Origin of the sequence: Bradyrhizobium sp. CCBAU 53415 (genome assembly GCF_028128735.1) — a bacterium.
In the GTDB taxonomy this organism is placed as follows: Bacteria; Pseudomonadota; Alphaproteobacteria; order Rhizobiales; family Xanthobacteraceae; genus Bradyrhizobium.
In genome coordinates, this window is the sequence record NZ_LBJF01000027.1 from 1726179 (window position 1) to 1739299 (window position 13121).

Annotated in this window: 14 protein-coding genes; 9 read left to right on the forward strand and 5 right to left on the reverse strand. The window is 65.0% G+C overall.

Annotated elements, in window-relative coordinates:
• Window positions 1-70: 70 nt before the first annotated feature.
• Both XH87_RS36455 and XH87_RS36460 read left to right on the forward strand, forming a co-directional pair.
• Window positions 71-559, forward strand: coding sequence for an Lrp/AsnC family transcriptional regulator (locus XH87_RS36455; protein WP_035714993.1), 489 nt, complete (start codon window positions 71-73; stop codon window positions 557-559).
• A gap of 218 nt (window positions 560-777) precedes the next feature.
• Window positions 778-1074: a DUF3551 domain-containing protein gene (locus tag XH87_RS36460; RefSeq protein WP_158671050.1), complete on the forward strand. Its 297-nt coding sequence runs from the start codon at window positions 778-780 to the stop codon at window positions 1072-1074.
• Between the two features lie 100 nt (window positions 1075-1174).
• Here the strand turns inward: XH87_RS36460 and XH87_RS36465 are convergent, their stop codons facing one another.
• The gene (locus XH87_RS36465; protein ID WP_271590892.1) at window positions 1175-2203 is read right to left on the reverse strand and encodes an AraC family transcriptional regulator; all 1029 of its coding nucleotides are present in this window, start codon (window positions 2201-2203) and stop codon (window positions 1175-1177) included.
• 112 nt (window positions 2204-2315) lie between these two features.
• Between XH87_RS36465 and XH87_RS36470 the strand changes: the two genes are divergently transcribed.
• From XH87_RS36470 to XH87_RS36485, 4 genes are read left to right on the forward strand one after another with little or no spacing between them, the layout of a single operon-like run.
• On the forward strand, window positions 2316-3488 hold the full coding sequence (locus tag XH87_RS36470) for an isovaleryl-CoA dehydrogenase (protein ID WP_333909215.1): 1173 nt from the start codon (window positions 2316-2318) through the stop codon (window positions 3486-3488).
• A gap of 23 nt (window positions 3489-3511) precedes the next feature.
• On the forward strand, window positions 3512-5116 hold the full coding sequence (locus XH87_RS36475; protein ID WP_035714905.1) for a carboxyl transferase domain-containing protein: 1605 nt from the start codon (window positions 3512-3514) through the stop codon (window positions 5114-5116).
• Between the two features lie 4 nt (window positions 5117-5120).
• Window positions 5121-7124 carry an acetyl/propionyl/methylcrotonyl-CoA carboxylase subunit alpha gene (locus XH87_RS36480; protein WP_271590893.1) on the forward strand — a complete coding sequence of 668 codons (2004 nt, stop codon included), beginning with the start codon at window positions 5121-5123 and terminating at the stop codon, window positions 7122-7124.
• A 1-nt stretch (window position 7125) separates the two neighbouring features.
• Window positions 7126-8037, forward strand: a complete 912-nt coding sequence (locus XH87_RS36485; protein WP_271590894.1) for a hydroxymethylglutaryl-CoA lyase — start codon at window positions 7126-7128, stop codon at window positions 8035-8037.
• A 200-nt stretch (window positions 8038-8237) separates the two neighbouring features.
• On the opposite strand, the gene XH87_RS36490 is transcribed toward XH87_RS36485, so the two are convergent.
• The 3 genes from XH87_RS36490 to XH87_RS36500 are packed head-to-tail and all read right to left on the reverse strand — an operon-like array spanning window position 8238 to window position 11166.
• Window positions 8238-9596 carry a TRAP transporter large permease gene (locus XH87_RS36490; protein WP_158669913.1) on the reverse strand — a complete coding sequence of 453 codons (1359 nt, stop codon included), beginning with the start codon at window positions 9594-9596 and terminating at the stop codon, window positions 8238-8240.
• Window positions 9593-10147, reverse strand: a complete 555-nt coding sequence (locus XH87_RS36495; protein WP_271590895.1) for a TRAP transporter small permease — start codon at window positions 10145-10147, stop codon at window positions 9593-9595. Before XH87_RS36495 ends, XH87_RS36490 begins: the two co-directional genes overlap by 4 nt.
• Window positions 10144-11166 (reverse strand): TRAP transporter substrate-binding protein, encoded by a 1023-nt coding sequence (locus XH87_RS36500; RefSeq protein WP_271590896.1) that lies wholly within the window; start codon window positions 11164-11166, stop codon window positions 10144-10146. Before XH87_RS36500 ends, XH87_RS36495 begins: the two co-directional genes overlap by 4 nt.
• Window positions 11167-11483: 317 nt before the next feature.
• Here XH87_RS36500 and XH87_RS36505 point away from each other — a divergent pair, with 317 nt between their 5' ends.
• Complete coding sequence (locus tag XH87_RS36505) at window positions 11484-11729, forward strand: pentapeptide MXKDX repeat protein (protein ID WP_035714932.1); 246 nt, start codon at window positions 11484-11486, stop codon at window positions 11727-11729.
• Between the two features lie 141 nt (window positions 11730-11870).
• Here XH87_RS36505 and XH87_RS36510 read toward each other — a convergent pair whose 3' ends face one another.
• Window positions 11871-12218, reverse strand: coding sequence for a DUF6481 family protein (locus XH87_RS36510; RefSeq protein ID WP_035714936.1), 348 nt, complete (start codon window positions 12216-12218; stop codon window positions 11871-11873).
• Window positions 12219-12482: 264 nt separating this feature from the next.
• On the opposite strand from XH87_RS36510, the gene XH87_RS36515 reads away from it, so the two are divergent.
• On the forward strand, window positions 12483-12719 hold the full coding sequence (locus XH87_RS36515) for a hypothetical protein (RefSeq protein WP_035714941.1): 237 nt from the start codon (window positions 12483-12485) through the stop codon (window positions 12717-12719).
• 75 nt (window positions 12720-12794) lie between these two features.
• Window positions 12795-13031 carry a DUF2273 domain-containing protein gene (locus tag XH87_RS36520; RefSeq protein ID WP_271590947.1) on the forward strand — a complete coding sequence of 79 codons (237 nt, stop codon included), beginning with the start codon at window positions 12795-12797 and terminating at the stop codon, window positions 13029-13031.
• Window positions 13032-13121: the final 90 nt, after the last annotated feature.

Consider the following 13121-nt stretch of genomic DNA (forward strand, 5'->3'; position numbering starts at 1 on the left):
GCATCACCCTTGGCATCAATTCCTCCGCGTGCTTCGCTGCCTCGCATGACGAACCATGGCGAGGCGGGGTATGGCGGGGCGTGACCAGCTCGACGGCGTCGATCTGAAGATCTTATCCGAGCTGCAGCAGGACGGGCGGGTGCGCAACAATGAGCTGGCACAGCGTGTCGGGGTGTCCGCGCCCAACTGCCTGCGGCGGCTGAAGTCGCTGTTCAGCCGCGGCGTGATCCGGGCGGTGCGCGCCGTCATCGACGAGCGGCGGCTCGGCTATGAGGTGGTGTCGTTCGTCTCGATCCAGCTCGGCAGCCAGGCCCAGCCGGTGCTGGAGGCGTTCGAGAGCTCGATCGGCGCGATCCCGCGCATCCAGCAGTGCTGGCGGATTTCGGGCGACACCGATTATCTCCTCAAATGCGTGGCGCCGAGCGTCGAGAGCATGCGCCAGCAGCTCCTGCATTTCGCGGCGATGCCTGATGTGAAGAACGTTCGCAGCTTCCCGGTGCTCGGCGTGGCGAAGGACGTGCCGCTGCCGTTGCAGGAAGCCGCCGCGCCGGCGGGATAGGGATCCGGCAACTCCCGTGCGGACAATCGGAAGTTCATGCAATCCGAATCGTAATACATGAGTTACTAACTTAACTGTGACATGTGATTTGGGAAGTCCTGCAATGCGCCGGGCCGTGATTGTCGGTTTCCCGGCGCCGCCTAGATGCAGGGTGCGAAGCTCGGCATGCTTGGCAGGCCGAGGACTCTTTTGTGGGATCCTGAAGCAGGAAAGACACCATGACATCGATTTCGAAAACGTTCGTCGCATCTGCTGCGACGCTGTTTGCATCTGCGTTTCTGATGATGACCGCACCCGCGGCTCAGGCGGAAGAATACTGCATCACCAACGGCGCCCAGGCCGCTCATGGCTGCGGCTATCCGACGATGGAAGCGTGCCGCGCCGCGGCCGGCGGTATCGGCGGCACCTGCTCGCAGAGCGGAGGCGCCAAGACCCCGACCGACGCGTTCGCCTTGCAGCCGAAGCAGACGCACTCGCGCAAGCTTCGGTCGGGCGGCCAGTCCAACTCGCACTGACGCTGCAATCGAGACGGTTTAGAGACGTTACGGCCTCCGAGATCCATCTCGGGGGCCGTCAATTCATGACGACGATGCAACGCACGCGTTCGCGTGCGTTTCACCGATATCGCCCGCGAAATTCGCGCGGGCTTGCGCCGGTCCAGCTGCGGAAGGCGCGCGAAAAGCTCTTCTCGTTGCGGAAGCCGGCGATCTCCGCGATGCGCTTGATCGGCGTGCGGCCGCGCATCAGTTCCTGCTTGGCGAGCTCGAACTTTGCCTCCTCCTTGAGATCGCGCAGCGAGGTTGCCTCCTCGCGCAGGCGCCGGTGCATGGTGCGGGTGGACAGCGCCAGCTCGCTCGCGACGTCCTCGGCGCCGAGAAGACGCCCACGCGCATTGCGGAGCACGCGGCGCACGCGCTCGACCAGCAGCCGGTCGCGCCGGTAGGGCAGCACGGTCAGCTTGAGAGCGCCCTTGAGCATGCTGTCGAGATCGGCCGCGCTGCGCGCGAGCGGCAGCGACAGATAGTGCTTGTCGAAGACGATGCTGGCTCGGTCCGCATCGAAGCGGACGGCCCGGCAGAAGATGGTCGGATAGACCGAGACGTGGCCGGGCTCCGGATAGGGGAATTCGGCCGCGCGAAGCGCGATGCGGGAGTCGACAGCCCAACACGAGAAGCCGAGCACGTAGCGGAACAGGGTGACCAGGCAGAACTCGCGGCAAGGCCCGAGGTCGCGCAATTCACGGATCGACACGACGGCGGTCTCTTCGCCAACCTCGAGATCGAGCAGCACGTCTTCGGTGACCAGACGGTGATGCCGGCACCAGCGCTTGAGCGCGACCTCCAGCGTCGGCGCCGTGATCGAGGCGCGGCACAGCATGCCATAGGTGCCCCAAGGCAGCCGCCGCGAGAACCAACCGAGCGCCTCGTCGTCGAGCTCGCGCATGGCATGACCGGCCAGCGCCTCGAACTGGGCGGCTGTGACCCGCCCATCCGGAGAATTGACGAGCTCCGCCGCGACCTGGCCCCGGCTCAATGCCTCCGCGGGATCGCGGCCGTATTGTTCATAGGCTGCAACCACGCCGCGGACGAAGGCGGCGGGGGTCACGGCGCGGCGCGGGATCGCGGTGGCGGCTTGAAAAGGCATCGGAAGTTCCTTTGGAAAATCCTCGCCAAGTTTGGCGGAAAATGCAACCTTTTCGACTGCAAGAGGGCCGGGACCGGGCTAGGTTCGGACCCCAAAATACGGAGGAATCGCCTTGAACATCCCGAGCATCGACTTTGATCTGGGCGAAGACATCACCATGTTGCGCGACACGCTTCGCGCCTTCGTGCAGGCCGAGATCACCCCGCGCGCCGCCGAGATCGAAAAGGCCAACCTGTTTCCCGCAGACCTCTGGAAGCGCTTTGGCGATCTTGGCCTGCTCGGCATGACCGCGCCGGACCAATATGGCGGCTCCAACATGGGCTATCTCGCCCACATCGTCGCCATGGAGGAAATTTCGCGCGGCTCGGCTGCCGTAGGGCTGTCCTACGGCGCCCATTCCAATCTCTGCGTCAACCAGATCCGCCGCAACGGCAACGACGCGCAGCGGCAGCGCTATCTGCCGAAGCTGATCTCGGGCGACTATGTCGGCGCGCTCGCGATGTCCGAGCCTGGCGCCGGCTCCGACGTCGTCTCGATGAAGCTGCGCGCCGACAAGCGCGGCGATCGCTACGTGCTCAACGGCTCCAAGATGTGGATCACCAACGGCGGCGATGCCGACGTGCTGGTGGTCTACGCCAAGACCGATCCGGAGGCCGGGCCGCGCGGCATGACCGCCTTCCTCATCGAGAAGGGCTTCAAGGGCTTCACCCACGGCCAGCATCTCGACAAGCTCGGCATGCGCGGCTCCAACACCTATCCGCTGTTCTTCGACGAGTGCGAGGTCCCGGAGGAGAACGTGCTGGGCAAGGTGGGCGAGGGCGTCAAGGTGTTGATGTCCGGCCTGGACTATGAGCGCGCGGTGCTCTCGGGCGGCCCGCTCGGGATCATGGCGGCCTGCATGGACGCGGTGGTGCCCTACATGCACGAGCGCAAGCAGTTCGGTCAGCCGATCGGCGATTTCCAGCTGATGCAGGGCAAGCTCGCCGACATGTATTCGACCTGGCAGGCCACACGCGCCTACGTCTACGCTGTGGGGCGCGCCTGCGACCGCGCCGACCACGCCCGCAGCCTGCGCAAGGATGCCGCGGCTGCGATCCTCTATTCCGCAGAGAAAGCGACGTGGATGGCAGGTGAGGCGATCCAGGCGCTCGGCGGGGTCGGCTACACCAGCGAATTCCCTGTGGGGCGCCTCTGGCGCGACGCAAAACTCTACGAAATCGGCGCCGGCACTTCCGAGGTCCGCCGCATGCTGATCGGCCGCGAGCTGATGGCCGAGACCGCTTAAACGTTCACCTCATCGGAATTACCATGCCGCTTCATTCCAGCATCGATCCGTCTTCGTCAGATTTCGCGCGCAATGCCGAGGCCATGCGCGCCCTCGTCGCTGACTTGCGGGAAAAGTTGAGCCAGGTCGCCGGCGGTGGGGGCGAAGCCTCGCGCAACCGCCACACCGCGCGCGGCAAGATGCTGGCGCGTGAGCGAGTCGACCTGCTGGTCGATCCCGGGACTTCGTTCCTGGAGCTGTCGCCGCTCGCGGCCTACGGCCTCTATGGCGGTGATGTGCATTCGGCGAGCGTCATCACGGGGGTGGGGCGCATCTCGGGTCGCGAATGCGTGATCGTCGCCAACGACGCCACCATCAAGGGCGGCACCTACTATCCGATGACCGTGAAGAAGCATCTGCGTGCGCAGGATATCGCGCGGCAGAACAATCTTCCCTGCGTCTACATGGTCGATTCGGGCGGCGCCTTCCTGCCGCTCCAGGACGAGATCTTTCCGGACGAGCGGCATTTCGGCCGCATCTTCTACAATCAGGCCCAGATGTCCTCGCAGGGCATTCCGCAGATCGCGATCGTGATGGGCTCCTGCACCGCCGGCGGCGCCTATGTCCCGGCGATGTCGGACGAGAGCATCATCGTGCGAAATCAAGGCACCATCTTCCTCGGCGGCCCCCCGCTGGTGAAGGCCGCAACCGGGGAGGTCGTCAGCGCGGAAGAGCTCGGCGGCGCCGACGTCCACTCGCGGCAGTCGGGCGTGACCGATCATTACGCCCAGAACGATGCCCACGCGATCGGCATCGCGCGGCGCATCGTCGGCACCTTGAAGCCACCGGCGCGGCCGAATCTGAACATGCATCCGCCGCGCGAGCCGCTGTTTGCGGCGGAGGAAATCTATGGCGTCGTCCCCGTCGATGGTCGCAAGCCGTTCGACGTTCGCGACATCATCGCCCGCGTGGTGGATGGCTCCGAGTTCGACGAGTTCAAGAAGCTCTACGGCACGACCCTGGTATGCGGCTTTGCCCATATCTGGGGCTATCCGGTCGGCATCATCGCCAACAACGGCATCCTGTTCAGCGAGAGCTCGCTCAAGGGCGCGCATTTCATCGAGCTGTGCTGCCAGCGCGGCATTCCCCTGGTGTTCCTGCAGAACATCACCGGCTTCATGGTCGGCAAGAAATACGAGGCCGGCGGCATCGCGCGCGACGGCGCCAAGCTGGTGACGGCGGTGGCAACAGCCTCGGTGCCGAAGTTCACCGTCGTGATCGGCGGCTCCTATGGCGCCGGGAACTACGGCATGTGCGGCCGCGCCTACTCGCCGCGCTTCCTCTGGATGTGGCCGAACGCACGCATCTCGGTGATGGGCGGCGAACAGGCCTCGATGGTGCTGAGCCAGGTCCGCCGCGACAATATCGAGGCCAAGGGCGACAGCTGGTCCAGGGAAGAGGAAGACAAATTCCGCGAGCCCATCCGCGCGCAATATGAGAGCCAGGGGCATCCGTATTATGCGACCGCGCGTCTGTGGGACGACGGCGTGATCGACCCTGCCGACACGCGCCTCGTGCTCGGCCTTGGCCTCTCGGCGGCATCGAATGCGACGATCGAGCCGACGAAATTCGGCCTGTTCAGGATGTGATGCGATGGATCGCTCAAAACTCTACCGTCGTTTTCGCACGCTCCTGATCGCCAACCGCGGCGAGATCGCCTGCCGCGTCATCCGCACTGCGCGAGCCATGGGCCTGCGCACGGTCGCGGTCTACTCGGAGGCCGACCGCGACGCGATGCATGTTGCGCTCGCGGACGAAGCCATGCTGCTCGGGCCGGCGCGCGCCCGCGACAGCTACCTCAATGTCGAGCGGCTGATCGAGGCCGCGCGCAAGACCGGCGCCGAGGCCGTGCATCCCGGCTACGGTTTCCTGTCGGAGAATGCCGACTTCGCGCGGGCCTGCTTCGATGCGGGTCTCGTCTTTGTCGGTCCGACCGCCGGGATGATGACGGCGATGGGCTCGAAGTCCGGCTCGAAAGCGCTGATGGAGAAGGCCGGCGTGCCGCTGGTGCCCGGCTATCACGGCGAAGCCCAGGACGAGGCAACGCTTTCGAAGGCTGCCGAGGGGATCGGCTTCCCCATTTTGGTGAAGGCCTCCGCCGGTGGCGGCGGCCGCGGCATGCGCATCGTGCGATCGGCTGCCGAACTTGAACCCGCGATCGTCAGCGCCAAGCGCGAGGCCAAGGCCGCATTCGGCGACGACCGCATGTTGATCGAGAAATATGTCGACAATCCGCGGCATATCGAGGTGCAGGTGATCGGCGACAGCCACGGCAATCTGCTCTCGCTGTTCGAGCGCGAATGCACGCTGCAGCGCCGGCATCAGAAGGTGATCGAGGAGGCGCCGTCGCCGACGCTCAACGCGGCGCAGCGCGAGACGGTCTGCGCCGCCGCGCGAAAGGCGGCCGGCGCGGTCAACTATGTCGGCGCCGGCACCATCGAGTTCGTCTCCGACGGCAGGGACGTGTTCTTCATCGAGATGAACACGCGCCTCCAGGTCGAGCATCCCGTGACCGAGCTGATCACCGGCATCGACCTCGTCGAGTGGCAGCTGCGCGTCGCCTTCGGCGAGGCGCTGCCGCTGAGGCAGGACGAGATCCGGCTCAACGGCCATGCCGTCGAGGCGCGCGTCTATGCGGAGAATCCCACCAAGAACTTCATGCCGTCGGTCGGAAAAATCTCGACCTGGCGGTTGCCGGCGGAAGCCGGAGGCCTGCGCGTCGACGCCGGCTATCGCGAAGGTGATGCGGTCTCGCCGTACTATGACGCCATGCTCGCCAAGATGATCGCCTGGGCGCCGACGCGGGATGTCGCGATCGAGCGGCTGAATCGCGGGCTGGAAGAGACCGACGTTCGCGGCATCGTCACCAATATTCCGTTCCTGTCGGCGCTGATGACGCATCCGAAGGTGCGGGCCAATGCGATCGACACCGGCTTCATCGAGCGTGAGCTCGCGGTGCTGACGCAGGCCGTGCCGGCCCCCGGAGAGCTCGAGCTCTGCGCCGCGGTGGCGGCTGTGATCAACGAAGAGCAACAGGCGGCACATGCGAAGGAGAATTCGCCCTGGCAGACCTTCGGCTGGCAGCCGGTCGGCCGGCGCCAGCGCAGCTTTGCCTTCCGAGTCGGCCATGGTCCGGAGCAGAAGGTCACGCTGAACTATGGCAGCGGCCCCTCGACGCTGGTGATCGGCGAGCGCGAGCTGGCGTTCACGGTCGCGGCGAAGGACGGCGGCTTCGACCTCACGCTGGACGGCGTCAAATCGTCGGTCGCGGCCGTGATCGACGGCCATGAGCTCTACTTGCGCACCCGCAACGGTCGCTTCGACTTGCATTGGGTGGATCCGTTCGGCGGCGAGACTGAGGAGCAGACCGGCGAGGACAAGATTGCTGCGCCCTTGCCCGGCACGGTCGTTGCCGTGCTGGCCGAGGAGGGCGCCAAGCTCGACAGGGGCGCGCCGATCCTGACACTCGAGGTGATGAAGATGGAGCAGACGCTGCGCGCGCCCTTTGCCGGCGTGCTGAAGTCGATCAAATGCAAGGTCGGCGACATCGTGCAGGAGGGTGTCGAGCTCGCGGTGGTCGAGCCTTCGGGAGAGTGACATGAGCGATCCTGTCCGCATCATCGAAATGGGGCCGCGCGACGGGCTCCAGAACGAGAAGACGCCCGTCGGCGTCGAGGTCCGTATTGCCTTCATCGAGGCGCTGGTGGGGGCCGGCCTCAGTACGGTCGAGGTCGGCGCCTTCGTCTCGCCCAAGGCGATCCCGCAAATGGCAAGCTCGGATGCCGTGCTGCGCGGCGTCAGCCACATCAAGAGCGCAGAATTCCACGTGCTGGTGCCGAACGAGAAGGGCTATGACGCCGCGCGTGCCGCGGGCGCCAAGGTGGTCTCTGTGTTTGCGGCGGCCTCGGAAGGATTTTCGCGCGCCAACATCAACTGCACGGTCGCGGAGTCCATCGAGCGCTTCAAGCCGGTGCTGGCGCGCGCCAAGGCCGATGGCGTGAAGGTGCGCGGCTATATTTCCTGCGTGCTGGGTTGCCCCTTCGACGGCGAGATCAAGCCGAAGGCGGTCGCCGATCTCGCGAGCACGCTGTTCGAGCTCGGCTGCTACGAGATCTCGCTCGGCGACACCATCGGGGTCGGCACGCCAAGCAAGGCGAAAGAGATGCTGCGCGCCGTCAGCGACGGCATTCCTCCCGCCAGGCTCGCGATGCATTTCCACGACACCTACGGCCAGGCGCTCGCCAATCTCTACGCCGGTCTGGAGGAAGGCGTTCGCGTTATCGACGCGGCGGCCGGCGGCCTTGGCGGCTGTCCCTACGCGCCGGGCGCCACCGGCAACGTCGCGACCGAGGACGTCGTCTACATGCTCGAAGGCATGGGCATCAGGACCGGCGTCGATATGGACAAGCTGCTGGCGGCGACCAACGCGATGAGCGGCGTGCTGGGCAAGCCGCCGGTGAGCCGCGTCGCGTCCGCGCTGAATGCGAAGAAGAAGCGAGCGGCTTTGTAGTTCTCCGTCATTGCGAGCGCGGCAATCCAGAATCCCGCCGCGGCGACAGCCTGGATTGCTTCGTCGCTTCGCTCCTCGCAATGACGATGGCGGCTGCCATCGTGGGATGGGGCGAAGGCCCGTAGCGCCGTGCCCACCGCGCTTCCGCAAACCGCTGACAGTTGGTGGGCAGGCTACGCTTTGCCCTCCCTGCGGCAGCGTTACCTGCTCCCGTCCGGCCCCATCACGAGATCCGGAAGCCAAGTCGAGATCCCCGGCACAAAGCAGAGCAGCAGCACGGCGAGCATCATCAGCAGCACGAAGGGCAGCGTGCCCCAGATCACCTCGCGCAGGGGAATATCCGGCGCGACGTTGCGGATGACGAAGATGTTGAGGCCGACCGGCGGGTGGATCAGTCCCATCTCCATCACGATGGTCATGACCACGCCGAACCAGATGATGTCGAAATTGGCGGCGCGCAAGGGTGGCAGGATGATCGGCGCCGTCATCAGGATGATCGAGACCGGCGGCAGGAAGAAGCCGAGCACCACGACCATGACCAGGATCGCGAACAGCAGCTCCCAGCGCGGCAGGTGCATCGCGACGATGGATTCAGCGACCGATTGCGAGATGTGCAGATAGCTCATCACGTAGGAGTAAAGCAGCGACATGCCGATGATCATCATCAACATGGTCGATTCCCGGATCGTCGACTTCATGATGGGGGCAAGGTCGCTCGGCCGCCACACGCTGTAGATCGCAGCGATCAGCGCCAGCGCGAGGAGGCCGCCGAGCCCCGCGGTCTCCGACGGCGTGGCGTAGCCGCCATAGAGGGCGATCATGACGCCGGTCAGCAGCAGTACGAACGGGATCACCCGCGGCAGCACGCTGAAGCGTTCGGCGAGCGTGTACTCGTCGCGGGTCAGGATCGCAGCCTCGGGGCCACCATTCTTGTAGATCACCTCAGCCGCCTTGTATTCGTTTCGGAAGCGGATCACGGCATAGGCACCGAACAGCGTGACCAGCAGCAGGCCAGGTCCGATGCCGGCGAGGAACAGCCGTCCCAGCGACTTTTCGGCCGCGACCGCGAACAGGATCATGGTGATCGAGGGCGGCAGCAGGATGCCGAGCGTGCCGCCGGCGGCGATGATCCCTGCGGCAAAGCCGCCGGAATAGCCGCGCTTGCGCATCTCGGGGATGCCGGCCGAGCCGATCGCCGAGCAGGTCGCCGGCGAGGAGCCCGCCATCGCCGCGAACAATGCGCAGGCGAACACGTTGGCGACGCCGAGGCCGCCGGGGACACGATGCAGCCAGGCATGCAGCGCCGAATAGAGATCCTGGCCCGCACGCGACTTGCCGATCGCCGCGCCCTTCAGGATGAAGAGCGGAATCGACAGAAGCGTGATCGAGGCCATTTCCTCGTAGACGTTCTGCGTCACCGTATCGAGCGAGGCTGAGGGCATGTAGATGCCCATGAACACGACGGCGACCGCGCCGAGCGCGAACGCAATCGGCATGCCCGAAAACATCACGAGCAGCGTCGCGATGCCGTAGGCGAGGCCGATACCGAAAACGCTCATGGCCGCCTGGCTCCGACGAATGGCAGCGCAAGCTGCACGAGGATCTGGATGCAGAGCAGGCTCATTCCTAACGCCATCAGCGAATAGGGAATGGCGAGCGGCGGCGACCACATCGAGTTCGAGACCTGACCGTCGACATAGGCCTCATGGGCCAGCGTCCAGGATTTCCAGGTGAAGAAGGCGCAGAACAGGAAGGTTGCGGCGTCGACCAGCCACAGCCTGATCCGGTTCGCCAACGGCGAGAGCAGGCCGACGAAAGCTTCGATGCCGATGTGACCGCGGTTCTGCTGCACGTAGGCAGCCGTCATGAACGTCGCCCCGACCAGCAGGAACACTGCGGCCTCGTCCTGCCAGTAATTGGCGGCCTTGAACAGGGCGCGGCTGAGGACGCTGTAACTCAGGATGGCGCAGGCCGCGACCAGCGCGATCGCCGCGATCGCCACGATGATGCTGTTGAGGACGGCGAGACCGCGATCAATCGCTGCCGCAAGGCCGGTCCCTGCGGCGGCGATCGTCTTGTCGTCACGATCCGGAAGCGGACCGTGACTCATGCCGCGACGTCGATGGCGAGCTTGAGCAGGTTTGCCGCAGTCGCGGTCTTGGCGCCGTAGTCCTTCCAGGCGGTGTCGCGGGCGATGTCCCGCCACTTGCCGACAGTCGCGGCGTCGAGCACGGAGACCTTGGCGCCGGCCTTCTCGTAGACCTTGGCGACCTCGATGTCGTCGTCCTGCGCTCCCTTGCGGCCGAAGGCTTCGAGCTCGGTACCAACCGCGAGCAAGATGTCCTGATGGTTCTTCGGCAGCTTGTCGAAGATCGCCTTCGACATCATCAAGGGCTCGAGCATGAACCAGTAGGAGGTGCCCGCGCCCGAGGTCAGGGACTTCGCGACCTCTTCGAGGCGGAACGAGATCAGGCTGGTCGAGGAGGTGATGCCGGCATCGCAGGCGCCGGTCTGCATCGCCGCGTAGATTTCGTTGGAGGGCACCGACAGCACCGAGGCGCCGGCGGTCTGAAGCACCATGTCCATCTCGCGCGAGCCGCCGCGCACCTTCATGCCCTTGGCGTCTTCAGGCGCGACGATCGGCTTGGAGCGGCTGGCGACGCCGCCGGCCTGCCAGACCCAGGTGAGCAGGATGATGCCCTTGTCGGCGAGGAAGTCGGTGAGCGCCTTGCCGACCGGCTCCTTCTTCCAGCGCAGGCCCTGGTCGTAGGTGGTCACGAGGCCCGGCATCAGGCCGATATTGGTTTCCGGCACCTCGCCGCCGGCATAAGGCATCGGATAGAGGCTGATGTCGAGCGCGCCCTTGCGCATCGCGGAAAACTGCGCGTTGGTCTTGATCAGCGAGGAGTTCGGGTAGATCTCGGCGGCGATGTCGCCATTGCTGCGCTTGCTGACCTCGGCGGCGAACATGCGGCAGAGCCGGTCGCGGAAATCGCCCTTGTCGATGGTGCCGCCCGGGAACTGGTGCGAGATTTTCAGTGTGGTCGCGGCTTGCGCGGTACCGGTGCCGAAGCGGAGGATGGCGGGCGCGGCGACGGCAGTCGCGAGCAGATGGCGGCGCGTAAGCATGGTGTGATTTCCTTGGACGAGTCTTGTTTGTGATTGGGCTTAGATTCCCGAGACCGGCACGTGGCCCATTCTAGCCGGTCCTTCACCCGATATTCTGTCATCTGATAGTTCGGGACCGAATGTCCCGGCAAGTGCCGGCCGTGCTGCGCTGCACACTTCCGATCCCGGTTGTGAGCGCTTGGGTACGCTGAACGGCGGATAGGGGGGGCTCTCCGAAAATTTATCGGCCGCGGCGTAACAACGCCGGCTGGCGATCCGTCGAGATTGAATAGCGGCGTCCGTCGCTGACAACCACTATCTCGAAGGGAAGATGAACCATGACCATTCGCACCCGCATCGTGCTCGGCGTCTCGGCTGCCGCTCTCTCGCTTGGCCTCGCGCTTGCCCCGGCCGCCTTCGCCCAGGACAAGATGGGCAAGGATGACGGCATGATGAAGAAAGACACGATGTCCAAGGACGGCATGATGAAGAAGGACACCATGTCCAAGGACGACGGCATGAAGAAGGACCACATGTCGAAGGACGGCATGAAGAAAGACGACGGGATGATGAAGAAGCATTGATCCTTCGTCGTCATCGCGCAGCATCTGCCCAATTCTAACGAGTCAGGGGCCGCGCACTCCCGAATTCCGGTGGCGGCCTTCAGGACCGCCTCCGGAATGGTGCTTCAGTTCGACTTCAATTGGACGCGACTGGCGCGCGCCTTACTTGCGCTTGGCCTTGCGGGCCGCATAGCGCGCGTCGCGCTTGGCCTTTTGCTCGGCTTCGAGGGCAGCCTGTCTCTCGGCGGCTTCCTGAGCCTCGAGCGCGATCCGTGCGGCTTCGGCGGCCTTGGCTTCTTCCTCGATACGCTTCTGCTCGGCCTTTTCCGCCTCGCGCGCAGCCTTCGCCTCGGCACGCTTGGCCGCGAGTGCTTCGCGTTCAGCACGACGCGCGGCCACCGCCGGATCGTCGGGTCCCGGTTGCGACTTGAATTTGTTCAAAAGATTTTTGCGGGCTTCCTGTGCCGCCTTCTGCCGGTCTGTGAAGCCGGGTTCCCTGAATCCACTCATCGACGAGCCTTGTCTTCCTCGCTTTCGATACTACATCCGTGCCTGTTGGTACGTCGGCTGGGCATAGCAGGCGCAACGCGACGCAGAAGCGTGTACATCGGCGCGCGTCGTGAAGCCACCCATAATCGCAGCCGATCAGGTCAACGAAAAATCGCCCCCCGACGATCTCTCGTAGCCCGAAAAAACTGCCGAATTGTGATGTCCCTCATAAGGGAGCACGAGGGCGGGGCCTAGCGTCCGCCCGATACGAGACGGAGCACGGGCATGACGATCTCAAGACCGAGCCTGAAGGCGCTCGCAATCGCTTTCGTGCTGGCAAGCGTGGCGGGCGCCGCCGTGCAGCTCGCTCGTCCGCAGCCCATCGAAAGTGCCGTGCTGGGAGCGGGCTGGGAATGCAGCCAGACCGCATTCGTGCTCACGACCTGCGCACCGCGGGTCCAGAGGGCGATCCCGGCGGTCGAAACCTCGCGCAAGGATGCGATCCCGCCGACCCGAGGCTGAGTTCGGCAGGCTGATCGGATGCGACGCGACGCCGCAGAGGTGATAGAGCGGGCTCGCCAGCGCGATCAGGCGGCCATGTCCAAGCCCGAGTCCAGATCCGAACTGGGCGAGAAGCCCAATTCTCGACCCAACCGTCAACCGAGGCGCCAGCCCGATGGCGATCGCCGCGGTGCGATTGCCGGACTGATCATCGCGATCATGATTCTGGGCGTTGGCTGGTGGCTTGCCCGGAATCTCACCGCAGCCAGCAAGATGCAGGATTGTCTGATGTCCGGGCGAAGCAACTGCAACGTGATCCAGCCGGCTCGCTAGGAGCGCTCCGGCATGGCGCTTGGGCCGAAAAAATGCCGTGATCTTAACCATTTGTAACGGGACTTGGCCGACCAAAGCAGGTCACTTATG